23 protein-coding genes and 2 pseudogenes are annotated in these 26,002 nt (G+C 65.6%); 9 read left to right on the forward strand and 16 right to left on the reverse strand.

Going from position 1 to position 26,002, the window contains the following annotated elements:
- Positions 1 to 6: 6 nt before the first annotated feature.
- Positions 7 to 1,236 carry a hypothetical protein gene (locus tag AT984_RS19340; protein WP_058721498.1) on the forward strand — a complete coding sequence of 410 codons (1,230 nt, stop codon included), beginning with the start codon at positions 7 to 9 and terminating at the stop codon, positions 1,234 to 1,236.
- A gap of 14 nt (positions 1,237 to 1,250) precedes the next feature.
- Here AT984_RS19340 and AT984_RS19345 read toward each other — a convergent pair whose 3' ends face one another.
- Positions 1,251 to 1,781 carry a class IV adenylate cyclase gene (locus tag AT984_RS19345; protein WP_058722479.1) on the reverse strand — a complete coding sequence of 177 codons (531 nt, stop codon included), beginning with the start codon at positions 1,779 to 1,781 and terminating at the stop codon, positions 1,251 to 1,253.
- Between the two features lie 47 nt (positions 1,782 to 1,828).
- A complete protein-coding gene (locus tag AT984_RS19350; protein ID WP_082680380.1) occupies positions 1,829 to 2,779 on the reverse strand; it encodes a DMT family transporter in 951 nt (316 codons plus the stop codon).
- A 194-nt stretch (positions 2,780 to 2,973) separates the two neighbouring features.
- Here AT984_RS19350 and AT984_RS19355 point away from each other — a divergent pair, with 194 nt between their 5' ends.
- Positions 2,974 to 3,432 carry an Lrp/AsnC family transcriptional regulator gene (locus tag AT984_RS19355; protein WP_058721499.1) on the forward strand — a complete coding sequence of 153 codons (459 nt, stop codon included), beginning with the start codon at positions 2,974 to 2,976 and terminating at the stop codon, positions 3,430 to 3,432.
- Positions 3,433 to 3,449: 17 nt separating this feature from the next.
- Positions 3,450 to 4,280 carry a 2-oxo-tetronate isomerase gene (otnI, locus tag AT984_RS19360; RefSeq protein ID WP_058721500.1) on the forward strand — a complete coding sequence of 277 codons (831 nt, stop codon included), beginning with the start codon at positions 3,450 to 3,452 and terminating at the stop codon, positions 4,278 to 4,280.
- Here the strand turns inward: otnI and AT984_RS19365 are convergent.
- On the reverse strand, positions 4,273 to 7,143 hold the full coding sequence (locus tag AT984_RS19365) for a TonB-dependent receptor domain-containing protein (protein ID WP_058721501.1): 2,871 nt from the start codon (positions 7,141 to 7,143) through the stop codon (positions 4,273 to 4,275). The genes otnI and AT984_RS19365 overlap by 8 nt on opposite strands.
- Positions 7,144 to 7,360: 217 nt before the next feature.
- Between AT984_RS19365 and dacB the strand changes: the two genes are divergently transcribed.
- On the forward strand, positions 7,361 to 8,830 hold the full coding sequence (gene dacB, locus AT984_RS19370; protein WP_197418182.1) for a D-alanyl-D-alanine carboxypeptidase/D-alanyl-D-alanine endopeptidase: 1,470 nt from the start codon (positions 7,361 to 7,363) through the stop codon (positions 8,828 to 8,830).
- A gap of 204 nt (positions 8,831 to 9,034) precedes the next feature.
- Positions 9,035 to 9,478: a putative Ig domain-containing protein gene (locus AT984_RS19375; RefSeq protein ID WP_058721503.1), complete on the forward strand. Its 444-nt coding sequence runs from the start codon at positions 9,035 to 9,037 to the stop codon at positions 9,476 to 9,478.
- Here the strand turns inward: AT984_RS19375 and AT984_RS19380 are convergent.
- From AT984_RS19380 to AT984_RS19395, 4 genes are all read right to left on the reverse strand, one after another.
- Entirely contained in the window at positions 9,469 to 10,551 is a 1,083-nt protein-coding gene (locus tag AT984_RS19380; protein ID WP_058721504.1) for a S66 peptidase family protein, read from the reverse strand. The genes AT984_RS19375 and AT984_RS19380 overlap by 10 nt on opposite strands.
- 110 nt (positions 10,552 to 10,661) lie before the next feature.
- Positions 10,662 to 11,282 carry a M15 family metallopeptidase gene (locus AT984_RS19385; protein WP_058721505.1) on the reverse strand — a complete coding sequence of 207 codons (621 nt, stop codon included), beginning with the start codon at positions 11,280 to 11,282 and terminating at the stop codon, positions 10,662 to 10,664.
- On the reverse strand, positions 11,279 to 12,181 hold the full coding sequence (locus tag AT984_RS19390) for a LysR family transcriptional regulator (protein ID WP_058721506.1): 903 nt from the start codon (positions 12,179 to 12,181) through the stop codon (positions 11,279 to 11,281). Before AT984_RS19390 ends, AT984_RS19385 begins: the two co-directional genes overlap by 4 nt.
- 34 nt (positions 12,182 to 12,215) lie before the next feature.
- Positions 12,216 to 13,829 (reverse strand): ABC transporter substrate-binding protein, encoded by a 1,614-nt coding sequence (locus AT984_RS19395; RefSeq protein ID WP_082680192.1) that lies wholly within the window; start codon positions 13,827 to 13,829, stop codon positions 12,216 to 12,218.
- Positions 13,830 to 14,105: 276 nt separating this feature from the next.
- Here AT984_RS19395 and AT984_RS19400 point away from each other — a divergent pair, with 276 nt between their 5' ends.
- A complete protein-coding gene (locus tag AT984_RS19400) occupies positions 14,106 to 14,906 on the forward strand; it encodes a hypothetical protein (protein WP_058721507.1) in 801 nt (266 codons plus the stop codon).
- A gap of 47 nt (positions 14,907 to 14,953) precedes the next feature.
- Here AT984_RS19400 and speB read toward each other — a convergent pair whose 3' ends face one another.
- Positions 14,954 to 15,883, reverse strand: coding sequence for an agmatinase (gene speB / locus AT984_RS19405; RefSeq protein ID WP_058721508.1), 930 nt, complete (start codon positions 15,881 to 15,883; stop codon positions 14,954 to 14,956).
- A 132-nt stretch (positions 15,884 to 16,015) separates the two neighbouring features.
- On the opposite strand from speB, the pseudogene AT984_RS19410 reads away from it, so the two are divergent.
- A pseudogene (locus AT984_RS19410) lies at positions 16,016 to 16,630 on the forward strand (exopolyphosphatase); the annotation flags it as partial.
- Positions 16,631 to 16,680: 50 nt separating this feature from the next.
- Here the strand turns inward: AT984_RS19410 and AT984_RS19415 are convergent.
- Positions 16,681 to 17,876, reverse strand: a protein-coding gene (locus tag AT984_RS19415) for an IS3 family transposase (protein WP_156421925.1) whose coding sequence is annotated in 2 segments (ribosomal slippage) — positions 16,681 to 17,618 and positions 17,618 to 17,876 — 1,197 coding nt in all. Because the reading frame shifts where the segments join, the coding sequence is not laid out codon by codon here.
- 65 nt (positions 17,877 to 17,941) lie between these two features.
- On the opposite strand from AT984_RS19415, the pseudogene AT984_RS19425 reads away from it, so the two are divergent.
- A pseudogene (locus AT984_RS19425) lies at positions 17,942 to 18,283 on the forward strand (exopolyphosphatase); the annotation flags it as partial.
- Here the strand turns inward: AT984_RS19425 and AT984_RS19430 are convergent.
- The gene (locus AT984_RS19430; protein ID WP_058721509.1) at positions 18,267 to 19,727 is read right to left on the reverse strand and encodes a hypothetical protein; all 1,461 of its coding nucleotides are present in this window, start codon (positions 19,725 to 19,727) and stop codon (positions 18,267 to 18,269) included. The pseudogene AT984_RS19425 and the gene AT984_RS19430 overlap by 17 nt on opposite strands.
- Before the next feature lie 119 nt (positions 19,728 to 19,846).
- Here AT984_RS19430 and AT984_RS19435 point away from each other — a divergent pair, with 119 nt between their 5' ends.
- Positions 19,847 to 20,233 carry an MAPEG family protein gene (locus tag AT984_RS19435; RefSeq protein ID WP_058721510.1) on the forward strand — a complete coding sequence of 129 codons (387 nt, stop codon included), beginning with the start codon at positions 19,847 to 19,849 and terminating at the stop codon, positions 20,231 to 20,233.
- 63 nt (positions 20,234 to 20,296) lie between these two features.
- Here AT984_RS19435 and AT984_RS19440 read toward each other — a convergent pair whose 3' ends face one another.
- From AT984_RS19440 to AT984_RS19465, 6 genes are all read right to left on the reverse strand, one after another.
- A complete protein-coding gene (locus AT984_RS19440) occupies positions 20,297 to 21,265 on the reverse strand; it encodes a peptide ABC transporter ATP-binding protein (protein WP_058721511.1) in 969 nt (322 codons plus the stop codon).
- Positions 21,258 to 22,229 (reverse strand): ABC transporter ATP-binding protein, encoded by a 972-nt coding sequence (locus AT984_RS19445; RefSeq protein ID WP_058721512.1) that lies wholly within the window; start codon positions 22,227 to 22,229, stop codon positions 21,258 to 21,260. The genes AT984_RS19440 and AT984_RS19445 overlap by 8 nt, the downstream gene beginning before the upstream one ends.
- A gap of 3 nt (positions 22,230 to 22,232) precedes the next feature.
- Positions 22,233 to 23,150 carry an ABC transporter permease subunit gene (locus AT984_RS19450; protein WP_058721513.1) on the reverse strand — a complete coding sequence of 306 codons (918 nt, stop codon included), beginning with the start codon at positions 23,148 to 23,150 and terminating at the stop codon, positions 22,233 to 22,235.
- 169 nt (positions 23,151 to 23,319) lie between these two features.
- Positions 23,320 to 24,327, reverse strand: coding sequence for an ABC transporter permease subunit (locus AT984_RS19455; protein ID WP_058721514.1), 1,008 nt, complete (start codon positions 24,325 to 24,327; stop codon positions 23,320 to 23,322).
- A 22-nt stretch (positions 24,328 to 24,349) separates the two neighbouring features.
- Positions 24,350 to 25,222, reverse strand: coding sequence for an N-acetylmuramoyl-L-alanine amidase (locus AT984_RS19460; protein ID WP_058721515.1), 873 nt, complete (start codon positions 25,220 to 25,222; stop codon positions 24,350 to 24,352).
- A 154-nt stretch (positions 25,223 to 25,376) separates the two neighbouring features.
- Entirely contained in the window at positions 25,377 to 25,964 is a 588-nt protein-coding gene (locus tag AT984_RS19465) for an IMPACT family protein (RefSeq protein WP_058721516.1), read from the reverse strand.
- Positions 25,965 to 26,002: the final 38 nt, after the last annotated feature.

Consider the following 26,002-nt stretch of genomic DNA (forward strand, 5'->3'; position numbering starts at 1 on the left):
GCGCCCATGAGTTTTACCCACGCTGAACTGGCGAGCGCGCTGCTGGCAGCGGTGCGCGCCCAAGCTTTTGAGCAAACGCCCGACAGCTTGCAGGGCGGTGCGCCCCTGGGCCTGCACCCCACTATCGACCTGGCCGTCGTGGCATTCCCTCGTGACGCGGCGCCGGTGTTTGCCAATGTGCTGTTCTCGCGCGAACACCCGCAAGGCCTGGTGGCCGAGATCGCGCCGGGTGCCGGTGCCGTCAGCAATATCAGTTATTCGGCGGATTGCCAGGACGCCCAGGGCAATTCCATCGCCTGGCTGCCCGGCGCGGATTGGTCGCAAATCAGCTGGCGTGCACTCAGTGGCCGAGGGCCGCAGCGCTTTGTCGCGCCCTATCCGGCCTCGTTGCTCAAGCTGATGGTGTTGGTGGGCATGGGCTTGCTGGTGGACTTGGGCCGCAGCACTTGGGAGAGCACTATCAGCTACGCCGGCCAGCGCCGCAGCATGGCCGATTGGGCGTTTGACATGACGGCCAGCAGCAGCAACGAGGCCACTTCGGCCCTGGTGGCCCATCTGCATGCCGTGGGCGCGATCCGCCGCCACGCCGGCTTGGAAACACATAACGAGTTACACCGCTGGTTTGAAACCTTGGGCCTGAGCAGCTTGCGCTTGGCCAATACCCGCGCCGACGGCGGCTGGGGCAATGCCGCCGGCTCGGGCGTGGGCCATTGCCAGATGACCGCCTGGGACACCGTGCGCCTGCTCTGGTGGCTGGACCCGCAGGCGCCACCCGCCCCCTGGCTGGGTGCCGATGCGCCGCGCCTGAGTGACTACAGCCGCTGCCAGATTCTGCACTGCTTGCGCGAGCAAGGCCTGCACGAAATCTTGTCCAGCGGCTTGCTGATGGGCCTGCCCGCCTGGGTGCCCGGCCTGCCCGCGCGCCTGCCCGCCCGCTGGGTGCGCGCCGACGGCACGGCCCGCGTAGCGGGCACTGACTTCCCCGGTGACCTGCGGCCGGCAACGAACCAACCGGAACTGCTGTTCGCGCACAAGACCGGCAATACCCAGAACTACAGCGCCGATGCCGGCATCGTCATGGGCCTGGCCCCGGCAAAGCGCCGCTACCTGATCGCCATGACCAGCAATCTGGGCAGCCGCTACGCGCCCGAGGCGCGCCTGGCCACCACCTGGCGCTTGCCGGCTTTGGGGGCGGCGGTGGATGCGGTGATGCGGGGCTGGCTGGAAGAAGCCTGAGCGGCCTTCAGCGCTTAGGCCTGGGCCGCTTTGGCCGAATCGGCCAGCAAGTCCACATACGCGGTTTCGAGCAAGTCTTCGCTCGCGATGCCCAGCTGCTGCATTAGGGCATGCGCTTGCTCAACGCCTTGCTCGGCGGCTTCGTGTTCGCCCAGCACGACCTCCAGCTCGATGAACGAGCCCAGGCCTTCCACCTGATCCAGATGCACCCGGGTGCGGCCGACGATGAATAGCCGGCGCAGCTTGCGGACCCGGCCGACCTGCCCGTAGGCCAGGCTCAGCGTCTCGCGCAGCGAGGCGGCGTCGGCGGTTTCGCTCAGGGCATAGAAGCATTCCTTGGGCCCGGCCTGGTCGGCGCGTTGATAGAAGATCAGCACACCGCTGCCATCCACAAAGCTGCGCAGCTTGAGCCGGCCGGCCGGGCAGCTGAAGAAAGTGTCGTCTTGCTCGATCAGGCTTGGCGCCGCGCCTGCCAGTTTGGCGGCGGCTGCGGCCACGGCTTCCAGATCTTTGACGTGTGCCTTGATCTCAATATTTCTTGCCATGGTGGCGGTGGCGCCTGAGGGGCGCTTGGCTGCGGGGACGGGGATTGTCAGCGCTGGCGCTGGCTCCACAGCACACCGGCGGCGATCAGCGCCATGCCCAGCAAGGTGCCGCCATCGGGTTGCTCGCCGAACAGAGGCATGGCCATCAGCGTGGCCAGCACGGGGGTCAGGGCGCCGGCGGTGGCGCTGCGTTCCGCGCCCAGGCGGCTGACGGCCATGCTGTAGCCCAGCGTGGACAGCAGGCCCACGCCCAGGCCTTGAATGGCCAGCTGCAAATAGAGCTGGCTGACGGGCAGCTGGGGCAGGGCCAACGGCTGCTGCAAGGCATGCCAGCCCAGCAGCGGCAGCAGCAGGAGCAGCGACACGCCAGAAATCAGGGCGGCCGCCTCAATCGGCGCCAGCTTGGCCTGGCGCAGCGCCAGGGTGTAGGCCGACCACATCAGGCTGCCCAGCAAGAACAGGCTGTAGCCCTGGGCCAGATCGGCTTGGCCGGCGCGCAAAGCCAGCAAGGTGGCCACGCCGGCGGCAATGCACAGCAATGCGGGCCAATGCCGCAGGGCGGAGCGGCCATGCAGGGCTGCGGCCAACAAAGCCGTGAACAGCGGCAAGGTGCCGGGAATCAGGGTGGCGCCATCGGCCACCGGCGCATGGCGCATGCCCCAGCCGGCAATCAGAAAGTAAGGCAGGCCGGCGCCGGCTACCACCAGCAGCAGCAAGCGAGTCGGCACGGCGGCAAAGCGGGCGTGGCGCGTCCACAGCAGCGGCGCCAGCAGCAGGCCGGCAGGGCCGAAGCGCAGTAGGGCCAGTTCCACCGGCGGCAGGGCGGCGCGCGCGCCGGCGCGCAGCGAGATGAAAAAAGCGGCCCAGATGCACAGCGTCAACGCCAGGGCAGCCCAGCCCAGCCATTGCGTTTGCTTGCCCTGCTCGTCTTGCGGCTGGGTGGTGGCGGTGGCGGCGGAAGCCAAGGTGGCGCTGGGCGAGAGAGTGGGGGAGGACATGGACAGCAGGAGCAGGAGGCGAGGCGGGAGCAAAAAAGGGCGCGAGCGCGGCGGCAGCAGCGCCGCTGGCAGGGGGAGAAGCAGGCAGAATTTTCTGGCCTCACCCGGGCTGATTTGCCGCGAAATCAGCACTCGGTTGACTCGAAAGAGGTGGAATTCGCCAATAATCAATCAACGATTGATTGAAACAAGCCATGGACAGAATTGATATCCAGCTGCTGGACTTGCTGCAGCGCGAGGGGCGGCTTTCGATTGCCGAGTTGGCCGAGCGGGTGGCGCTATCGCCCAGCCCCTGCGCGCGCCGGCTCAAGCGCCTGGAAGACGAGGGCTTGATCGCCGGCTACCGCGCCGTGCTGGACCGCAAAGCGGTGCAGCTGGCCACCACCGTCTTCGTCAATGTGCGGCTGATGCATCACCGCGAGGATGCGGTGCAGCAGTTCGAGGCCGCGATGGAGGCCATGGCCGAGGTGGTGGCCTGCCATGTGGTGAGCGGCGCGCATGACTATTTGCTGGAAGTGGTGGTGGGCGAGCTGAGCGCTTACGAGCACATCGTGCGCCGCTTGCAGGCCCTGGCCATGGTGCAGGACATCACCAGCAATTTCGCCATCCGTTGCGTCAAGAGCGGCGCGCCGCTGCCGCTCAATCGGGTTTGATTCAGGAGTGCCCCGCCATGCCCCGCTTTGCCGCCAATCTGTCCATGCTCTACCCCGAGCATGGTTTTCTGGACCGTTTTGCCGCCGCCGCCCAAGACGGTTTTGCGGGGGTGGAATACCTATTCCCCTACGCCTTTGTGGCCAGCGACATCGCGCAGTGCCTGCAAGCGCATGGCCTGAGCCAGGTCTTGTTCAATGCGCCCCCCGGAGATTGGGAGGCGGGGGAGCGTGGCCTGGCCTGTTTGCCCGGCCGGGAGGCGGAGTTCCGCCAAGGCATTGAATTGGCGCTGAGCTATGCCCAGGCGCTGGCCTGCCCGCGCATCCATGTGATGGCGGGGCTGGCGCCGGTCGGCGTGGAGCGGGCTCAGCTGCAAGCCACCTATGAAGCCAATCTGGCCTGGGCGGCGGCGCAGGCGGCCCAGGCTGGCCGGGAACTGCTGATTGAGCCGATCAACCCGCGTGATATGCCGGGCTATTTTTTGCAGCGCCAGGATGCGGCGCACGAGATCGTGCAGCGCCTCGGCGCCGCCAATCTCAAGGTGCAGATGGATCTGTATCACTGCCAGATCGTCGAGGGCGATGTGGCGATGAAGCTGCGCGAATACCTGCCCAGCGGCCGGGTCGGCCATCTGCAGATTGCCGGCGTGCCCATGCGCCATGAGCCAGACCTGGGTGAGCTGAATTACGCCTATCTCTTGCCGCTGATTGACGAGATCAGTGCTGCCTGTGGCTGGAGCGGCTGGGTGGGATGCGAGTACCGCCCGGCCCGCGGGGCGGTGGCGGGCGGCACCAGCAATGGCTTGGGCTGGGCCGGACTGAGCCGGCCACAGCCCGAGGCGCTTACTTGAAGGTGTAGTTCGCCAGCAAGGTGAAGGCGCGGCCACGCGGGTCGGCCACACGCGGATCCCAAGAACTGCCCGAGCCCAGATCGGCGTCGTAGTAAGTGCTGAACGGCGGGTCGGTATTGAGCAGGTTCTTGACGCCGGCCGTCAGGCGCAGGCTCTTGAAGCCGCTGTAGGTGACCGAGGTGTCGAAGGTGCTGTAGCTCTTCACATCCTTGACCCATTTCGCCGGCTTGACCGTGCCGTTGGCCACGCCCGGCAGCACCGCGTCTTCGTAGCCGCCGGTGAAGCGCTGCGTTAGGCTGCCGACCCAGTCACCCTTGGCGTAGCTGAAGCTGGCCACATGCTTCCAGCGGATGCCGGGGTCGCTGTAGCGGTTGAACTTACCCAGTTCGCTGGGGCCCCAGGGGTCGGTGTCGCTGATGCGGGACTTCTTCTCGATCAGATAGCTGCCTTCCAGGCTGGCCACCCATTTGCCTTCCAGCATGGTGCCGGCCCAGGCGGCGCTGACATCCACGCCTTGCGTCTTGCCACCGCCGGCATTGAACCAGCGCTGGTCGATGGCCACCAGATCACCTGCCGCATTGCGGGCGAAGCGGTCGGAGAAGCGCGCGTAGTTGTTCAGCAGCTCGCTCATGCCCGGCGTGCGGATGGCGCCGCTGCGCTCTATGCTCCACCAGTCGGCGCCCAGGGTCATGTCTTGCATGGGTGCCAACACGAAGCCGAAGGAATACTGCTTGGAGGTCTCCGGCGCCAAGGCTGCATTGCCACCGCTGACGATGTCGGGCGTGACTGCCGCGCAAGCCGGATTGCTGGCGCTGACCACCAGGCTAGCGCATTTGGCCGGGTCCACCAGATCCTTGCCCGCGTAGGGCGAGATGGTCGCGCCGTTGAGTGCCTGGCTGAAGGTCGGCACCTTGAAGCCGGTGCTGTAGGAGCCGCGGAACAGCAGGGCGCTGCTGGGGGTGAAGCGGGCCGAGATCTTGGGGTTGGTGCTGCGGCCGAAGCCGGTGTAGTCGTCGGTGCGCAGGGCGGCGCTGACTTCCAATTCCTTCAGCACCGGGATCATCACCTCGCCGTAAGCCGCCTTCACATCACGGGTGGCACCGGTCACCGAGTTGCTGCTGTCGAAGGGCGCGTTGGGGATGTTGAGGTCGGTGTACTTGTCGCTGCTGGGTGCGCCGTCAATGCCGCCGAAGCGGTAGGTTTCACGCCGCAGGTCGATGCCGAAGGCGCCCATCACCGTGCCGGCCGGCAGCTTGAACAAGGGGCCGGTGGCCGAGGCATCCAGCTGCGTTACCTTGAACTTGCCGCCATAAAGCTTGAGCCCGCGTGCCGTGGCATCTTCCAGCGCGGCCAGGCCGGCGGCGGTTTGCGCCTCGCCGGGCATGGCGAAGGGGTTCAGATTGCCCGAAGCAAAGGCGGCGATCAGGCCTTGGCGGTAGTAGTAGCCATTGCCCAGCTTGGAGCTGTCATCGCTGCTGGCGCTGGAGATGCCGGTTTTGTAGTCCCAGTCGGCAAAAGGCAGCGGGCCGTCCAAGCCGATGAAGAAGCGACTGGATTCGGTCTCGGTCTCGATCTCACGCGCGCCGCAAGGCATGCAGCGCCAGCGGAAGGCGATGGGCTTGCCCTTGTTGGCAGCGATGCTGGGGAAGACGGCCGCGATCGAATTGAACACCTTGTCGTAAGACGCGCCGGTGCTGGGGTAGAGGTATTTGTTGGTGCCGCTGGTGCTGAGCTGCGAGTTCGAGAAGGACTTGGCCGAGTGCACTTTGGCGGCGACGAATTCCGCCGTCAGCAAATGTTCGCCCAGGCTCTTGCTGACCCGTGCGACCAGGTTGTTGTTCTCCACCGGTTGCTGCAAGGTGGCGGCCACGCCGGTGTCCCAGGCGCAGCCGTAGGCCGCGCTGGGGGTGGCCCAGAGAGCGGCGTCGTAGGCGGCGGAGTTGGCCATGGTCTGGCAACCGGCTGCGCCCGGTAGGTTCAGCACATTGATGCCGTTATAGGCCTGCGTGCCGCCGGGCAGCTTGGGGCCCGAGCCCTTGCCCAAGATGTTGTCAGGGAATGTGCCTGCGGTGCTGGTGAAGACCGTGCCGGTGGGCGTGCCGCGGGTGTCCACCGCCAGGCCGCGCTCGGGCTGGAAGGTGTTGACGAAGGAACGGTCGCTGCCGCTGAGAATCTTGTTCTCGGTGCGGGTCAGCGCGAACATGGCGTTATAGCCATCCGTGGCCAGATTGCCGATACCGCCGGTGGCGGCGACGCGGTAGATATTGCCGCCGCCTTGCTGGGTCGCATCCGCCGAGGCTTGGAACTGCAGGCCGGTGAAGTCGCGCTTGAGGATGAAGTTGATGACGCCGCCGATGGCATCGGTGCCGTAGATGGCCGAGGCGCCATCCTTCAGCACTTCCACCCGCTCCACCGCGCTCATGGGAATGGTGTTGAGGTTGACGGCGGTGCCGTTCAGGCCGTGGGCCGCCACACGGCGGCCGTTCAGCAGTACCAGGGTGTTTTCGGAGCCTTGGCCGCGCAGATTGGCGAAGCTGGCGCCGTTATTGCCGCGCGAGCTGCCGGCCACCACATCGGACTGGCTGGCCATATTGTCCAGACCATTGCCATTGCTGGTGAGCGAGGCCAACAGCTGCTCGGCGGTGACGATGCCGGCGCGCTCCATCTGCACGGAGGTGATCACCTGCACCGGCAGCGAGCCTTCGTCCGAGATGCGCTTGATGCGCGAGCCGGTCACCTCCACGCGTTCGATTTTCTGGGCGCCATCTTGCGCTTGGGCCAGCGCTGCCGAGCCCAAGAGGGCCAGATGGGCGCCCAGGCCCAAGAGGGCCAGGCGATGCGTGAGAGGGGACAACTTCAACATGGGGTTCTTCTCCTTCGGGGGGATAAACGGGGCGGCAGGATTCTCAGTCCATGATGGACTCTCGCCGGGCCCGCGCGCCTCAGGGAAGGCCAGCGTTTGTTGCATATGCCCCAATGAAAGCTTGTCGGGCTTGCATAACCTGGGGTGATGAACAGGCCAAACGAGTGGGCGCGAGACCGTACAGTTAGGCCACTCTTGATCCTTGCTCATGCGCCCCATGCCGCCCCTATTGCCAACATCGCCCAAGCGGATTGCCCTTGTTCTGGCCCTTAGCCTGGGTCTTGGCGGCTGCGCCAGCTGGCAGCAGCCGGCCAGCAAGGCCTTGCCGGCCGAGCTGCAGCAGGCCTTGCAACAAGCCGGCCTGCCTGAGTCCGCGTTGGGCCTGGTGGCCTTTCCGCTGCATGCGCGTGGCACCGGGCCGCGGGTGCAAGCGGATGTGGCCATGCAGCCCGGCTCCACCATGAAGCTGGTGACGGCCGTGGTGGCGCTGGATCAACTGGGCGCCAACACGCGTGGCCGCACGGATTTGCTGATCGCGGACACGCCGCAGGGCGATGTCTTGCCCGGCCCGCTTTACCTGCGCGGCGGCGCCGACCCCGACCTGGACTGGCCGGCGCTGTGGCTGATGCTGCGCCAGCTGCGCGAGCAAGGCTTGCGCGAGATTCGCGGTGGCCTGGTGGTGGACCGCAGCCTGTTCAATCCGGCCCGCCCTGAGCTGGGCGTCGCCCCCTTTGATGAGGCGCCCGAGTTTCCCTACAACGTCATTCCGGATGCGCTGAACCTCAACGGTAGCTTGCTGCAATTCGAATTCAGCGCCGACGCTCAAGCGCTGCGCGCCCGCAGCAGCCCGGTCTGGCCCGGCTTGCAAGTCGATGTTTCGTCTGTGCGCTTGGCGCCCAATCGTGCCTGCAAGGACTGGGAGCAGGGCTGGTTGCCACCGCAAGTGCTCCCTCGCCCCGAGGGTCAGGTCGTGCTGCAGCTGCAGGGTGAGTTCCCCGCCAACTGTCAGCAACGCCAGGCCCTCAATCTGCTGGACCGTCAATGGCTGACGGCGCAGCTGCTGCGCCAGCTCTGGCGCGAGCTGGGTGGCGAGATCAGCGGCCCGGATGTCGAGGCGGCCACGCCTGCCGGGGCGCAGCTGCGTGCCAGCCATCAGGGCCGGCCCCTGGCCGAGGCCATGCGCGGCATGATGAAACAGTCAGACAACGCCCTGACCCGGCTGGTCTATCTGCAACTGGGTAGCCGCGTGGCCGCGCCCGGCCAAGCCACCCAGGACGCCGCCGCCGCCCAGGTGCGCGCCTGGTTCGCGGCCAAGGGTCTGGACAGCAGCGGTTTGGTGATGGACAACGGCTCGGGCCTGTCGCGCAGCGAACGCATCAAGCCCGCCCAGCTCGCCGCCTTGTTGGCCGTCGCCTGGGATGGCCCGCAAGCGCCCGAGCTGCTCAACAGCCTGCCCATTGCGGGTGTGGACGGCACCATGCGCCGCCGCCTGAAAGGCACGGCGGCCGAAGGCCAAGCCCGACTCAAAACCGGCACCTTGCGCGATGTGACGGCGCTTGCCGGCTATGCCTTTGACGCCCAGCACAAGCCCTGGGTGCTGGTGGCCATCGTCAACGACGCCGCCGCTGCCGCCAAGGGCCGTGCCGTGCTGGACGCTGCGGTGGAATGGGTGGCCAAGCAGCAATGAAGGCTATGCGCGGCCCTTGCGGCTAACAGCGCACCTAGCCGGATGTTTCAGGTCCGGCGCATGCCCGTCCACTTGCGCTTGGACAAAGCCTGAGCCCTCGCCTATATTCAAATCACAGCTATCAAACGTATCAGTTTGAGCCTCGCGCCGCGCACTGTTCCACACCAGTGCCTCCTTAGGCCTCAAACCAATGCAGGGTTTGAAATGACAGGCAGCTTGAGCAAAGAGCTTTCTCGCCCCAGGTCATGGCGGCATGCCGTGGCCGACTTTGTGGCCAGTGCTTTCGGCCACGACGGCGGCGATGGCTGGTGGGATACCAGCCTTGCGCCGCCACCGGCTGGCTTGGCCATCAGCTTGGCGTATGAGATCGATGGCCAAATCTGCACGCCGCTGGCACCGATTCACCTAGCCCCCGGCCGCGCCATCTTGGCTCGCCCGCTGGCGCTGGGTTTGCCGGCTGCAGATGCCAGTCGGGCGCGTTGGCAGGTGTTTGACGCAGCCGCCTTGCCTGCCGGCCTGGCTTTGGACATGGCCACCGGTGCGCTGTGCGGCACTCCACCAAGGGCAGGGCATTTCACGCTGCACATCCGCTTCAGCCTGAGCGGTTACCTTGGCAGCATCGAGGCGCAGTTCGAGTTCTACGCCTGAGTCAGCACCACCGGCTGCAGCAGCTGCAGGGTGCCTGCATCGGCATCAATTTCGGCCGTGGCGCCCAAGGGCAGGGTCAGCTGACGCTTGATGTGACCGAAGCTGGCGCCGCGGTAGACCGGGATGTTCATGGGTTTGACGAAGTAGTCGTCGAAGACCTCGTCCAGGGTCAGCGAGCCATAGCCCTCACCCGGTTCGCATTTGGTGAAGCCGCCCAGCACCACGCCGGCCAATTGATCCAGCGCGCCGGCCAGGCGCAGGGTGGAGAGGCAGCTGTCGATCTTGTAGATGGGCTCGTTGACGTCTTCCAGAAACAGAATGGCGCCGCGGAAGTCCGGCCAGAAGCGCGAGCCCGCCAGCCCGGCCAGCACGCTCAAATTGCCGCCCAGCAAATGGCCGCGCGCCTTGCCGCCGCGCAGGGCGCGGGTGCGGTCATTCTTGGCTACCAGGGCGTCGCCGCGCTCGGGCGTGGGGTTGCGCAAGAGCGCGGCTTCGCCTTCCATCACCAGCTGGCGGAAGTTGTTCAAGCTGTAGGCATTCCACTCGGCCGTGCCCATCGGGCAGTGGAAGGTCACCAGGCCGGTGCGGGCGTGAATGGCGTTGGTCAGCGCGGTCAGGTCCGAAAAGCCGCCGAAAAACTTGGGGCGCGACTTGATCAGGCCGTAGTCCAGCTTGTCGACGATGCGGCTGCAGCCGGAGCCGCCGCGCAGGGCCAGGATGCCGGCCACGCCATCGTCCGCAAACATGGCGTTCACATCGGCGGCGCGCTGCGCATCGGTGCCGGCGAACTGGCCGTAACGGGCGCGCAGATGGGCGCCTGGCTTGACCTTGAAGCCCATGGCTTGGACGGCTTCAAACGCCAGCTCGAAGGGCTCGCGCTCGAAGAATGCATGTGAGGGCGCGACCAGGCCGATGGTGTCACCAGGCTGCAAGCGGCGCGGCAAAAGCAGGGCCGGTCGGTGGCTGGGATGGCTGCCGCTACTGCTGCCGTTGGCGGCCGACGCGGCCAGCGCCGTGCCAGCACCCAAGGCGGCGAGGGATTGTTGGGCGAACAGGCGGCGGGTTGTCGTCATGCGTGGCGGCTTGGGGTTAGCAAGGATTGGGCGTTTAGCGGGATTTCGGCGGGCTTGTCAGGCCAGCGGGGCAGGCGTGTGCGCTGACCGCGCCTTGAGTTCAAACCAGCTCAAAGCACGCGCGGCAAATCCCGGCGCACCGCCTCGCGGTCGCCAAAGTCGAAATGCCACCATTCGGTGCTGATGGTTTGAAAGCCGGCCTGACGCATGGCGGCGCGCAGCCATCCGCGCTCGATCAGATGCTCGTGGCGCAAAAGGCCCAGGGCCAGGTGCTCGGCTTCATGATCGGTGTGCGAGATCAGGCTCATTTCGTCGAAGGCCGCGCCCATATCGACCTCGCGGCCTTGCGGGTCGAGCAGGCTCACGTCCACCGCCATGCCCCAGCTGTGGATGGAGCCGCGCGCCGGGTTGGCCAGGTAAAGCGTCAGCGGCGTGCCGGCCAGCTCGGCCCACAGCAGCTCTTGCACGCGTTGCGGGCGCAGCGCGTCCAGCACCAGCAGCCGATAGCCGGGGCGGTGGCGTGTCAGCCATTGCGCGGCTTGGGCCAGGGCGTCGGCGGCCTCGCGGCGCAGCCAGCTGCAGTCCAGGCCGCCGTAGATATTGCGGCTGACGAAGTTGTCCGGGGTGGCGTAGCGCAGGTCGACGGCGATGCCTTCGATGCTCAGCAGGGCGCGAAAGTCGGGGTGCTGGGCGATGTCCTCGCAATCAATCATCGGTGGCGTCGGGCTCATGGGGCAAGGCTTTCCAGGCTCAGGCGAGCGGCTTCGCCCAGGTACTTGACCAGGCGGCGTGAGGTTTGGGCCAGCGGTGCATTGGCGGCGCTGAGCAGATAAAGATGCACCGGCACGGCGGGTGCCAGCGGCCGCAGGCTCAGGCGGCTGCGGTCGGCCGAAGCGGCGGTAAAGGGGTCCACCACCGTCATGCCCACACCGGCTTCCACCAAGGCGCGGGCCAGCTGATAGGTCTGCACGGTCAGGCGGCTGTGCAGCGGCCGGCCCTGGGCTTCGGCCGCGCTTTGCACCACATCGGAGAGCGGATCGTCGGCGCCCAGGCCGATCAGCTCGGTCTGGATATCGTTCACGCTCAAGGGTCCGACACCGGCGGCCTCGGGGCTGCCCAGCGGGCACAAGGCCATCATCGCGCCGCTGGCCAGCACCTCGGCCTTGATGCCGGGGTGATGCGGGTCTTGCAGCGACAGGGCCAGATCGGCCTCGCCTAGCAAAAGCGCCGAGACGATCTCACGCGTGTGGTGGGTGGCCAGCGAGCAATGGCTGTCGGGGAAAGCAGCGCACCAGCGCGTCATGGCTGCGGGGATCACCGCCGCACCCAAGGTCGGGGTAGCGACCAGGCGCACCCGTTCCGACTCACCGCTGCGCAAGCTGGCCGCCAGGCGCCGGATGCTGACCAAATCGCGGTTGAGCTTGTCGATCTCGACGAAGAGCCGGTGCGCCTCGGGCGTGGGGTAGAGCTTGCCGCGCACGCGGTCGAACAGAGGCAGGCCGAGCTGCAGCTCGCAATGCTGCAGCACTTTGGTGACGGCGGGTTGGGAGATATGCAGCAGCTGGGCGGCACCACTGATGGTGCCGGCCTGCATGATGGCGTGGAAGACTTCGATGTGTCTGAGTCGCATGGGCCTTGGCTCTGGCTGACTGGCTGGAGCGCCCTTACTTGCGGTAGACGTCTTCGAAGTCCACCGTGCCGTTGGGCGCCATGATGAAGCCCTGCACATCCTTGCGCACCGGGATGTAGACGGTGGAGTGGGCCATGGTGATCCAGGGCCGCTCGCGCTTGAAGATCACTTGCGCCTGCTCGTACAAGGCATTGCGCTTCTTGGCGTCCGGGGTGGCGCGGGCCTCGTCGATCAGTTTTTCAAACTCTGGATTGCAGAACTTGACGCCGCTGCGGTTGGCCGCGCAGCTGAGGTTGGGGGTCAGGAACTCGTCGGCATCGCCGGTCTCGCCGCCCCAGCCGCTCATATAGACGTTGTGCTCGCCGTTGTTGGCGCGCTTGAGGTATTCGCCCCACTCATAGGTCTTGATATTGGCTTTGACGCCGATCTTGGCCCAGTCCTGCTGGATCAGCTGGGCCATCAGCTGGCCATTGGGGTTGGTGGGGCGGCTGACCGGCAGCGCCCACAGGTCGATCTCCAGGCCCTTGGCAAAGCCTGCCTTGGCAAGGAGCTGCTTGGCGCGCTCGGGGTTGTATTCGTTCTTGAGCTGCTTGTTGTAGCCGGGAATGGCGGGTGGGAAGGCGCTGATGGCCTGCGTTGCATCACCACGCGGGAACAGGGCCTTGAAGATGGCATTGCGGTCCACCGCGATGTCCAGCGCCTCGCGCACCTCGCGTTTGTCGGTGGGGGCCTTCTTCATATTGAAGGACAGATAGGAGATGTTCAGCGCCTGAATCTTCATCACCGTGATGTCGGCCCGGCCGTCCATGGCCGACACATCTACATCGCGGATCGCCGAGGCCACCTGGCATTCACCCGCCAGGAGCTTTTGCACCCGCACATTGGGTTCACGGCTGATGCTGAAAATCAGCGCTGGCGTCTGCTGCTTCTTGCCCCAGGTGTCGGGGTTGGCCGTCATGCGCAGCACATCGTCCTTGGCATAGGACTTGAATACATAAGGCCCGGTGCCCACCGGCTGGTTGTTGATCTGGGCGGCTTGGCCGGCCTTGAGCAACTGTGCGCCGTATTCGGCCGAGTGGATGCCCGACCAGGCCATGGCCAGATTGGTGGCGAAAGTGACGTTGGGCGACTTCAGGCGAAAGCGCACCGTCATGTCATCGACCCGGTCAATCCCGTCCAGCAGCTTGGCCAGACCCATGTTCTGCGGGTAAATGAAATTGGCCGGGAAGGCCTTGTTGAAGGGGTGCTGCGGGTCGATGAAGCGCTGGAAGGTGAACAGCACATCGTCCGCATTGAGCGTGCGGCTGGGCTTGAAGTAGGGCGTGCTGTGGAACTTCACACCCGGCCGCAGGGTGAAGGTGAAGGTTTTGGCGTCGGGCGAAATCTGCCAGGCGGTGGCCAGCTGCGGGATCAATTCCGTCGTGCCGCGCTTGAAGGCCAGCAGGCCTTGGAACATCTGGCTATTGGCCGTGTTGGTGCTGGCGCTGTCCCACAGACCGGGGTCAAAGCCTTCGGGGCTGGCATCGGCGCAGTAGACCAGGGGTTTGGCGGCCTGCGCTGCCAGGCCGGTACTGGCCAGCACAGCGGCAAGCGCCAGGCTGATGAAGGGGGTTCTGGGCAGGGTCGACAGGGGCGGCAGGGTCGGCATGGGGCGTAAATGCTGGCAGCAAGGGTGCTGGGATTGTGCGGGACGAGGTCAGTGCGGAGCAGTGACGAAGCGAGTTTTAACCATAACATGAGCTTATGGGCTGGAGCCCTGGCGGGCCTGCTTCGGCGCTGCTGGTGCCATCGCCGTCAAGATTCACCCCATGCGTTTGAGACTTCTGGCATCCCCACTTTTCTGTCCTAGACTGCGGCGGCAAGTTTTTGAGCCGGCTCAGCTGAGTTGCCGGCATTTCATGAATCTATTGGGGAGGGGAAGGCCATGTTTAAAAAAATAGCAGCTTCCAGCGTCGGCGCGCGTCGTCGCCAATGGCTGGCGCTGGCGGCCGGCTTGCTCGTGGCCGGCCAGGCGTCGGCCGCTGGTGAGGCCGCGGCACGCAAATATGTGGCGGTGTCCTTGCTGGGCGACACGGTGCATGTGGTGACGCGCCAGGATCAGACGGGTAGCCGCCTGGACGCCAATCTGCGTGAGTCTTTTGAGTTCAACGGTGGCGTGTTCGACCAAGCCGCGCTGGCCGCCCTGGACGCGGCCGTGCGCAAAGCGGACACAAGCGCACAGTTCTTTGGCCTCAAGCTGCCCTCGGCCAAGGTCTTCGGTGACCCGCAAGCGTTGATCGACGGTGAGCGCTTTGTCACGCCTGCCGCCTTGGCGCCGGTGTTCAAGCAAATTCAGGCCACGCATTTGCTGCTGATCACCAGCTATCGAACCGACAACAAGATCAAGTCCCTGGATGACAATGTGGGCCGTGGCTATCTGGAAGGCCAGGGTTTCTATATTGGGGACCGCATGGTCAAGGCTGCGGCCGAGAATGAGCGCTACAAGGGCTTCTTGGCACCTTACACCTACTTCAAAATCTCGCTGATCGACGTGGCCAGTGGCAAGGTCGAGGGACGGAGTATGGTGACGCGTGGCGAGGCCTTGATCAGCAAGCGCAAGGAGGCGGCCGCCAATCCGTGGGAGTACCTCACCACCGAGCAGAAGGTGGAGACCTTGCGCACGCAAATTCGCGAAGAAGTCACCGACGCTGTGCCTGCGCTACTGAAGCCACTTCGGGTGCAATAAGGGCAGGAGCCGGGGCAGCAACAGCGCCCTGGCCTTTGTCCTTCACATCAGACCTTGTTCGCGGCGATGCGCCCGCACAGATAGGTCCACACCAATTGCGCCGCTGCATAGCTGGTCAGTTCGGCGTGGTCGTAAGGGGGCGCAACTTCCACGCAGTCCATGCCGACGAAGTTGAGACCGGGCACCAGCTCTTCGAGGATGCTGAAGAGCTGATTGGTGTTCATGCCGCCTGGTTCGGGCGTGCCGGTGCCGGGCGCGAAAGCGGGGTCTAGGCAGTCGATGTCCAGGCTCAGGTAGAGCGGCGGGTGGCCCAGCGCGGCCATGCGTTCGCGCACGCGGTTCAGAATCGGCGCCAACTGGCTGGCATTGTCTAGGCCGCGCAGGCTGCGGGCATCGAAGATCATGCCGCCCTGGTCGGCCACATACTCGCGCGCCTCGCGCAGGCCGGCCGAGCGGATGCCGAACTGCACAAAGCCCTCTTTCAGCACCAAGCCCTCCTGGATCGCTTCATAAACCCAGGTGCCGTGGCCGCTGGGCTCGCCGAAATGGTCTTCCCAGGTGTCGCAATGGGCGTCGAAGTGGATCACCGCCAGGGGCTGGCCGTAATGCGCCCGGTAGGCGCGCAGCAAGGGTAGGGTGATGGAGTGATCGCCCCCCAGCCAGGTCATGTGATGTTGGGCCAGCAAGGGCGCCACCAGGGGCAGCATGGCCGCGCGCATGGCATCCAGATTGGTATTGGGCAGCACCAAGTCGCCCAGATCTGTCAGCTGGCCCTCGGGCGTGGTGTTGAAGAAGGGGTGGATGCCGTCGCACAGCATATGGCTGGCTTCGCGCACGGCGCGCGGGCCGAAGCGGGCGCCGGGGCGGTTGGTGACGCAGCCATCCCAGGCAATGCCGGCCAGACCGAAGGGCTTGTTGGCGTCGCCACGGGCGAGCTTCATGAAGGCGTTGTCGGCGTTGAAGGCGAAGGTGCTCATGCGGAGGCAACGGTGGAGTGGTGAAAGTTTGATTGTGGACCCAGCGGGGCGGGTAATTTGTCGCTTAAGTGTGCGGCCAGTGTTCCGAAAGGTGAGGGTGCGATGCCATTCACTCAAGCCAAGGAGTCAGCGATGAGCCTGGAAAGCAGCAAGTCCGAAGCCGGTCAAAGCAATGCCAAGTTCCGCCTCGTCACCCGCAGTGACTTTGACGGCCTGGTTTGCGCCGTGCTTTTGAATGAGTTGAAGCTGATCGACGACATCAGCTTCGTCCACCCCAAGGACATGCAAGACGGCAAGATCGCCATCACCCCGCGCGACATCACCACCAATCTGCCCTATGTGGCAGCCGCGCATTTGGTGTTCGACCACCACGCCTCGGAAACCGTGCGCAATACCGGCGAGCGGCTCAATCACATCATCGTGGCCGATGCGCCCTCGGCGGCGCGGGTGGTCTACCAGCACTACGGCGGCAAGAAGGCTTTTCCGCGCATCAGTGACGAGATGATGGACGCGGTGGACAAGGCCGACTCGGCCCAGTTCACGCGCGAGGAAATCCTCGACCCCAAGGGCTGGCCGCTGCTGAACTACCTGATGGACTCACGCACCGGCCTCGGGCGCTTCCGTGAGTTCCGCATCAGCAACTACACGCTGATGATGGACTTGATCAAGTACTGCGCCGACCACGACATCGACGACATCCTCGACCTGCCCGATGTGAAAGAGCGAGTCGACCTCTACTTCGAGCACGAACGCCATGCTGACCTTGCCCCTCTTCCCCGGAGTTCTTAGCAACCTTGTTACGCGGCTTTATCCTGCTGGGCCGCGTGCCAGTTTTTCTCAAACGTCATGGGGCTGACGTAGCCCAGGGTCGAGTGAATTCGACTGTGGTTGTAGAAGGTCAACCAGGCAATCACTTCATCCTTGGCCTGCCGTTTTGTGCTGAACTTCTGACCGTGTAGCCGGCCCACTTTCAGTCGCCCCCACAGGCTCTCCGTCGGCGCATTGTCCCAGCAATCACCCTTGCCGCTCATCGATGAGCGCATGCCGAATTTCTTCAAGTCGCCTTGAAATTCTCGGCTGCAATACTGGCTTCCGCGGTCGCTGTGGAAAATCAGCCCAGGCGCCGGTCGACGCCGAAACCAGGCCATGCGCAGGGCGTCCGTGATCAGGCTGGTTTGCATATGGTCCTGCATGCTCCAGCCCACCACTTGCCGGCTGTGCAGGTCGACGACCGCCGCCAGATAGAGCCAGCCTTCAGCCGTCTCGATGTAGGTGATGTCACTGGTCCACTTCTGATTCGGAGCCTGCGCCTTAAAGTCCCGCCGCAGCAGATTTGGCGCCACCGGCAGGCTGTGCTTGCTGTCCGTGGTCACAACAAATTTGCGCTGGCCGCGCGCACGAATCCCGTGACGCTGCATCAACTTGCGCACCCGTTCCTTGCCCACTCGATGTCCACGCGCAACCAGCTCCTTGGCCATGCGAGGCCAGCCGTACTCCTGACCCACTTCGCCATGGACTGCGCGGATGTGGGTCAGCACCGCTTCATCGCTCAAACGCGGCGTGGCGGCCTTGCTGGGCCTTCTGGCGGCCTTGGCCTTCTGGTGTTCGAAATAGCCGCTCACGCTCACATCCAGGACCTTGCAGCTCAGGCTAACCGGCCACTGAGTCTTCATTTCTTGAATCCAGGCGTACCTTGCAGAAGATCCTGCGCAAAGTACGCCGCCGCTTTTTTTGCGATGTCTCGCTCCATCGTCATCCGAGCCAATTCGGCCCTCAAGCGCGCTAACTCCATCTGCTCAGGCGTCACAGGCTTGTCGCCGGCTCCGCTCAACTTCCCGTCCTCGCTGAGCCGTACCCAGTTGCTCAGACTGGCCTTGGGTATGCCCAAAATCTGCGCCGTCACCGCGGCCGACTGCCCGCCCTTGACCAGGCGAACCGCCTCCATCTTGAACTCCAGCGTGTACTTGCCACGCACCTGCTTTTGCTGACTCATTTCATCGTTCCTCGCTCTGATTTCATCACGAGCTAAGAACTCCGTTTTTTGGGGACAAGGTCAATGCCAAGGAGCAGCTCAAGCGCTGCGGCACCGTGCACGGCAATCTGGTGGTGCTGGATCTGCGCGGCGAGGAGACCATCTGGGCCGTCAACCGATTCATGATTTACGCCATGTACCCGCGCTGCAATATCTCCATCCACCTGATGTGGGGTGTGCAGAAGCAAAACATCGTCTTCGCCACCGGCAAGTCGATTCTGGACCGCAGCAGCAAGACCAATATCGGCGAGCTGATGCTGGCCTACGGTGGCGGCGGCCACCATGCGGCCGGCACTTGTCAGGTTGGCATAGACCGCGCCGCCACGGTGTTGCAGGAATTGATCAGCAAGATCAACGCGGACGGTTGAGCCAGCGCTGCTCGGCCGCCTGCACGCTGGCCTCCAGCTCGGCGGCCAGCACCGGCCCGCCCGCTCCGTCATTGCCGGGCAATTCCACCATCACCAAATAGCCTTTGACCATGGGGTCCAGGCCGCCCGGGTTGCGCTCCTGCGCCTGCCTGTAGGCGCGCGCAAAGGCCTGGGCCAGCTGCAGCTGGCCGCTGGCCAGCAAGCGGCCGTTGGCGGGGTCCCATTGCTCCGGCGCGGTGAGGCAACCAGCGGTGGGCGTGGCGGGGTAGTAGCTGGCGCCGCGGTAGTAGTCGGGGTTGACCACGCTGCCGTGCATCAAGATTTCGTCACGCCCGGCGCGCCCGGCCAGCCAAGCTTCCTTGATCGGCTCCCAGGCCTGCCAGCTCTGCGGCAGCAAGGCGGCGTAAAGCGGCTCGCTCCAATCGAGGTCGCTGCCGTCGACTTGGAAGAACTCAGAGACGCTGGCCTCGATGGGCAGCTTGGTTTCCAGAAACGGCGTCGGCCCGATGCTGGGGTTGCTGGCCGTGCTGCTGCCGCGCACCGCAAAAATGCCTTGCGGCGTATTGCCCAAGGTGATGGTGCCCGGCAGGTTCGACAGCGCGCGGGCCAGCTGCGGCACCTGGAACAGCCGGCCATCAGCCTCACGCACAAAGCGGCCGTCGGCGCCGCGCAGCAGGGCCAGGCCCAGCACCTCGCGGCCGGGCCGCTGCAGGCTGAACACCACCGGGTAGCCGGGGCGCAGGGGCGCGGCCAGCAACTCGGCTAGGGGCGGGGCGGCGTTTGGCGCACTGGGCTGCAAGGCCTGATCGAGCGGCCAGCTCAAGGCGCGCAGCCTGGGCTCATCGGTCCAAGTGGTGGGGAAGCTCAGCTGCATCTGCGCCTTGATTTGCGCGGCGGCACTTTGGCGCGCCGGGCCCGTCAGGGGTTTGAGCAAGGCATTGGCAGCGATGGCGAATTCACGCGGGCTGCTCAGCTTGGGTAGCAGGGCCCACAGCTGTGCGCTCGCCTCCGGCGCGTAAAAGCGGTAGACGGCGGACAGCACCGCGCGCTGCACGTCGGCAGGCCTGGCCTCCAGGCCTGCTAGGCCGCTCAGGGCCGGCGCGCGTGCAGCGTCGATCTCGGTGTTGTAGTGCAGCACGGCGGCCAGAATGTCGGGCAGCGCCGCCTGTGCCTCGGCCGAGCCAGGGGCCAGGCTCAGGCGCTGGCGCAGCAGGCTCAAGTCGCGCTCACGGGCGGCTTCTTCGGCGCTGGCCCGGGTGGGCTGCCAGCGGAAGTCGGCCGGTTGATAGCTCAGCAACTCCTGGGTGCTGTGGCGCTTGCCGGGGATGGCATCGGGCGCTGTGGCGCAGCCGGTCAACAGAGCCAGCAGGGCTGCCAGCAGGGCGGGTGCGCGCAGCGCGGCGTGGTGAGCGTTCAAGTTCAGGTCCTCAGGGCTTGGGAGCATGGGCGTCTTCTGAGTCGGCGAATTGGCGAAGTGGCTCAAGTATGCTGGACCCATCCATGCCGGCTTGTATCAACCACGCCATCATCTCGTCACGATTGAATCAAGGGAGCGACAAAGCTATGAACTGGGCAGATCTGGTCATCGTCTTGGCACTATGCCAATTTTTCTTCTTCGGCATTTTGGTCGGCAGTGCACGCGGCAAGTATGGCGTCAACGCGCCTGCGGTCAGCGGTCATGAGATGTTTGAGCGCATCTACCGCGTGCAGATGAACACGCTGGAAATGCTGGTGATCTTCGTCCCCGCCCTGGCGCTTGCCGCCAAGTATTGGTCGCCCACCTGGAGCGGCGCACTGGGCGCGGTGTTCCTGCTCGGCCGCTTCATATACTGGCGCGCTTATGTGTCCAAGCCCTCTAGCCGCACCCTGGGTTTCGCGCTCAGCGTCACGCCAACCATTGGCCTGCTGATTGCGGCGGTGGTGGGCATGCTGCGCCAGGCCGCGGTTTGAACTGACGCCGCAAGCGATCACGCAGCAGGCCTCGCGATCAGGGCGAAGCCTGCTGGCTAGCCCTCAAACCAGGTGGCAAGCCACCTGCCGCCCGGCCACTTCGCGCAGCAGTGGCTGCTCCGCGGCGCAGCGGCTTTGCGCCATCGGGCAGCGCTTATGGAAGGCGCAGCCTGAGGGGGGATTGAGGGGGCTGGGCAATTCGCCATGAATCGGGATGCGCTCGCGCCGGTCGGCCGCGCGCAGGGCCGGGGTGGCGCTCATCAAGGCCCGGGTGTAGGGATGTAAGGGCTGCGCGAACAAGTTGGCTTTGGGGCCGATTTCCACCGCGCGGCCCAGGTACATCACCATCACCTCATCGGCCACATGCTCCACCACGCTGAGGTTGTGGCTGATGAAGACATAGGCGCAGCCGAATTCGGCTTGCAGGTCCATGAAGAGGTTGAGGATCTGCGCCTGGATGGACACGTCTAGGGCCGATACCGGCTCATCCGCCACGACGATCTTCGGGTTCAGAATCATCGCCCGCGCGATGGCGATGCGCTGGCGCTGGCCGCCCGAGAACATATGCGGGTAACGGCGCAAATGCTCGCTGCGCAAGCCGACTTTGGTGACCAGGGCTTCGATGCGCTCCAGCCGCTCGGCCTTGCTCAAGCGGGTGTTGATCAGCAAGGGCTCATCCAGCGTGGCGGCAATCGTCTTGCGTGGATTGAGCGAGGCGAATGGGTTCTGGAACACCATCTGCACCTGCTGGCGCAAGGCCTTGAGCGTGGCCTTGTCGGCGCTGGCCGCATCGGTGGTGCCGAAGTGCAGGGCGCCGGCGCTGGGTGGCTCGATCAGGGTCAGCTGGCGTGCCAGGGTGGACTTGCCGCAACCCGATTCGCCCACCACAGCAAGCGTCTGACGCGGCTTGAGGCTGAAGCTGACGCCGTCCAGCGCCTTGACCGTGGCCTTGGGTGCGAACAGGCCGCGGCTGACGCGGTAGTGGCGTGCCAGGTCTTGCGCCTGGAGCAAAACGTCCTGTGGCTCAGCCATGGGCCACCTCTGCTTGGACCTGTACAGGGAAGAAGCAACGCACGCCGTCCACCAGGGCGGGCCGCTCGGCGCGGCAGCGCGGCTGCACATAGCGGCAGCGCGGTGACAGCAGGCAGCCCACCGGCCGGTCCAGCGCGCCGGGCACGATGCCGGGCAGGGCCGAGAGCCGATGCGCGCCGCGGTTGTGCTCAGGGATGGCGGCCAGCAAGGCCTCGGTATAGGGCTGGCGTGGAGTCTCGAAAAGCTCGGGCACCGGGCCGCATTCCACCGCCTGGCCGGCATACATCACGGTGACTGAGTTGCGGCCGGCTTGGGCCAACTCGGCCACGATGGCCAGGTCATGCGTGATCAGAATCAGGCCCATGCCTTGCTCGCGCTGCAGGCGCAGCAGCAAGGCCATGATTTGCGCCTGTATGGTCACGTCCAGCGCGGTGGTGGGCTCGTCGGCAATCAAAAGCTTGGGCTTGCAGGCGATGGCCATGGCGATCATCACGCGCTGATTCATGCCGCCGCTGAGTTGGTGCGGGTAGGCGTCCAGGCGGCTGGCGGGGTCGGGAATCTCCACCAGCTGCAGCAGCTCCAGCGCACGCTGCGTGGCCGCCGCGCCGCGCAGGCCCAGGTGTTCGCGCAGCACTTCCTTGATTTGATAACCCACGGTGTAGCTGGGGTTGAGGCTGGCCAGCGCGTCCTGAAACACCATGGCGATGTCTTTGCCGATCAGCTGGCGGCGCTGCTTGGGCGTGAGCTGCAGCAAGTCCTGACCTTGAAATTCGACGGCATCGGCGCTGACCTTGCCGGGCGCGTCGATCAAGCCCATCAAGGCCAGCATGGCCACCGATTTGCCCGAACCCGATTCGCCCACGATGCCGGCTAGATCGCCCGCCTCCAGGCACAGATCCAGCCCTTCCACGGCGGGGAAGGCGCCGAAGCTGACGCGCAGGTTTTTGATATTCAGCAAGGGCATGGTTCAGCCCACCTTCTTCAGCTTCGGGTCCAGCGCATCGCGCAGGCCGTCGCCCATCAGATTGATGGACAAGACAGTGATCAAAATCGTCAGGCCCGGCAGCGTCACCACCCAGGGCGCGCGCTGGATGTAGTCGCGCGCGGCCGACAGCATGGTGCCCCACTCGGGCGTGGGCGCTTGCACGCCCAGGCCCAGAAAGCCCAGGCCTGCAGTTTCCAGAATCGCCGAGGAAAAGCTCAGCGAGGCATTGACGATCAGCGGGGCCATGCAGTTAGGCAGCACGGCGTCGAACATCAGGCGCAGATTTCCGGCGCCGGCCACGCGGCTGGCGGTGACGTAATCCTTGCCGATTTCCGCCAACGCCGCCGCGCGGGTCAGGCGGGTGTAGCCGGGCAGGGCGCCGATGGCGATGGCGATCACGGTATTGATCAGGCCGGGGCCCAGGATGGTGATGACGCAGATCGCCAGCAGCAAGCCGGGCAGGGCCAGCATGATGTCCATCACCCGCATGATCAGCGGCGAGGCCAGGCGCTGGTAGAAGGCCGCCAGCAGACCCAGCAGCACGCCGGGCAGCAGGGACAGCAGCACCGAGGCCAGGCCAATACCCATGGACACCCGCCCGCCATACAGCAGGCGCGACAACATGCAGCGGCCCAGCTCGTCGGTGCCCAGCAGAAACTGCGAGCTGCCGCCAGCGGCCCAGACGGGCGGGACCAGCATGTGCTCGCGGAACTGCTCGATCGGGCTATGCGGAGCCAGCCAGGGCGCCAGCAGCGAGGCCAGGGCGATCAGGCTGAACAGCAGCAGGGCGGCCAGCGCGCCGCGGTTGGCGCTGAAGCCGCGCCAGAATTCCTGCAGCGGCGTGGGGTGGGGCGCGAGTGGGGTCAGGTCTTGTCTGTCCAGGGAGTCGGCTGGGCTCATGTCAGGTGTCCATAGCGCGTTGGAGTATTCGGGCCGAGCGCCGGGCCGTCCCAAGCCGGCCCGCGTTGGCGATGTGCTTGTCGGTCAATCCGACAAGCATCGCCGTCCCCTCTGGGGACCGACCGGGCTCGCCCGCGTTCAGCGTGGCGAGATTGGGCGAGGGGCATCTTCATTGCGAACGGATGCGTGGGTTAACGACGCCGTACAGAATGTCCACCAGCAAATTCACGCCGATGAAGGTCAGGGCCGAGATCAGGATGCCGGCCTGCACGACGGGGTAGTCGCGCCGGGCGATCGAGTCGATCAGCCATTTGCCGATGCCGGGCCAGGAGAAGATGGTTTCCGTCAGCACCGCGCCGGCCAGCAAGCTGCCGGTTTGCATGCCCACCACGGTCAGCACCGGGATCAAGGCATTGCGCAGGGCATGAATGATCACCACCCGGCTGGGCGAGAGGCCTTTGGCGCGGGCGGTGCGGATGTAGTCCTCGCGCAGCACTTCCAGCATCGAAGAGCGGGTCATGCGCGCCACCACGGCCATGGTGCTGGTGCCCAGCACGATGGCCGGCAGCAGCAGATGCAGGCAGGCGGATTGGAAGGCGCCGGGCTCGCCCGAAGCCCAAGCGTCGACCAGCAAGAAGCCGGTGACGGGCGCCACGTCGTACTCGATGCTGATGCGGCCGGATACCGGCGTCCAGTCCAGGCCCACCGAGAAGAACATGATCAGGATCAGGCCCCACCAGAACACCGGCATTGAGTAGCCCACTGTGGCCACGCCCATCACGCCCTGATCCAGCAGCGAGCCGCGCTTGAGCCCGGCCAACATGCCCAGCAGTAGCCCTAGGCTCACCGCCAGCAGCAGGGCGGCCAGGGCCAGCTCCACCGTGGCCGGGAAGAGCACGGCGAACTCCTTGGCCACCGGCTCACGGCTGACCAGGCTCAGGCCCAGATCACCCTGAGCCAGCTTGCTGATGTAGTCGAGGTATTGCACATGCAGGGGCTGATCCAGGCCCATGCGCTGCACCAGGGCGGCGTGGGCCTCGGGGTCGAGCCGGCGCTCGCCCATCATCACTTCGATGGGGTCACCCGGAATCAGGCGGATCAGGCCAAAGGCCACCAGGGTGATGCCGATCAGCGTCGGAATCAGGGTGGCCAGCTTTTTGAGCAGGAAAGTGAACACGGCGCGGTGGCTGGCTTCAGATTCAGAACTTGGAACCGCCGGCCTTGACCGGTGGCGCGGGGAAAGGCGACTTGGCCAGCAGCATGCCGCCGGGGGTGTTGGCCACGTCCAGCAAGGCGGCGGTTTCGGCGTCCAGCACGCCGCTGTAGTCGCTGGGGCGGTACTTCATCTGGAAGGTGCTGACGACATCCTTGGTCGCTTGATCCAGCTCGCCATGGCGCGGCACGCTGTAGCCGAAGCGGGCCAACTTGTCTTGGAACCAGGCCGCGTCGGGCGGCAGCGTTTCATACAGCGGGCGGCGCGCGGCCACCTGGGCGCTGTCGGGCCAGGGGATCAGGCCGGCATCGGCCAGTTGCTTCCATGGGAAGAGCGGGCCGGGGTCTTGCTTGCGGCCGGGGGCGATGTCGGCGTGGCCGATGATGCGCTCGGGCTTGATCTGGTGGCGGGTCTGGATGTCGCGCACCAGCTTGATCACCTCGTCGATCTGCTTTTGCGGGAAGGGTGCATAGACGCGGCCGCTGGGCGTGTCGACGAAGCCGGGGTTGACGATCTCGATGCCGATGGAGCCGGCGTTCAGGTTCTGGCTATTGCCCCAGCTGCTATTGCCCGCATGCCAGGCGCGGCGGTTCTCATCGACGATGTAGTAGCTGATGGGGGGCTCGTCACGCACCAGGTAATGGCTGCTGACCTGGCCGCCGGTGGTCAGCACCTTGAGCGACTTCTCGAAGTTCAAGACCGTGTAGTGCAGGATCAGGAACTGCGCCCGGCTGTCCTGGTTCAGCGAGGTGTAGGTCTTGTCGATGGTGGGTGGCGGCGCCGTCGGGGTGCGCGGGGCACTGGCGCAAGCGCTCATCAAGAGGACGGAGGCGGTGCTGATCAGGAGATTTTTCTTCATACCGTGGCGGTGGTGGCAGCAAGTGCGCAGTGCCGCATTGTTGCAGGCCTGGCAGGTTCCTTGGCGCGGGGGCTGCATTGCAATGCCGACGCGGGGTATAGCTTTTGCACATGGGCGAGGGCCGCTCACCCCGCCGGCGGCCGTGTTGGGCGCATCAGTCCTTCAACCAGCCAATGCGGCCCTGCCCCGCTTCATTCAAACGCAGCACCAGATCGGCGGCGGCGCTTTGCGGCAGGCTGAAGGAGGCTTCCACCTGGCTGCCGTGCGCCACCGCCAGCAGTTGGGCGCCGGCGTTTTCCAGTTCGCGCCGCAGCAGGCCTTCAAAGGCGTAGGGCAGGGTGCAGCGCAGGGTTTGCTGGCGCACCAGGGGGATCTTTTCGGCCTTCAGCAGCGCTTGGGCCACCGCATCGGTATAGGCCCGCACCAGCCCGCCCGCGCCCAGCTTGCAGCCGCCCCAGTAGCGCACCACGGTGGCCAGCACGCCTTCCAGATCTTGGTGCCGCAAGACGTCCAGCATGGGCCGGCCGGCCGTGCCGCTGGGTTCACCATCGTCCACCGCGGCCGATTGCCCGCCGGCCAACAGGGCCCAGCAGACATGCACGGCGCCGGGGTGCTCGGCGCGCAGGGCGGCGACGCGCTCGGTGGCGCTTTGCCGATCCGCCATGCGCTCGACGCAGGCGATGAAGCGGCTTTTCTTGATGATGACTTCGCTATGAACCGGCGCGGCGAGGGAAAAGGGCATGGCGCCATTCTCGCCGGACCTCGGCGGGCCTCGCTGGG

This window comes from Paucibacter sp. KCTC 42545 (genome assembly GCF_001477625.1).
Lineage (GTDB): Bacteria > Pseudomonadota > Gammaproteobacteria > Burkholderiales > Burkholderiaceae_C > Paucibacter_A.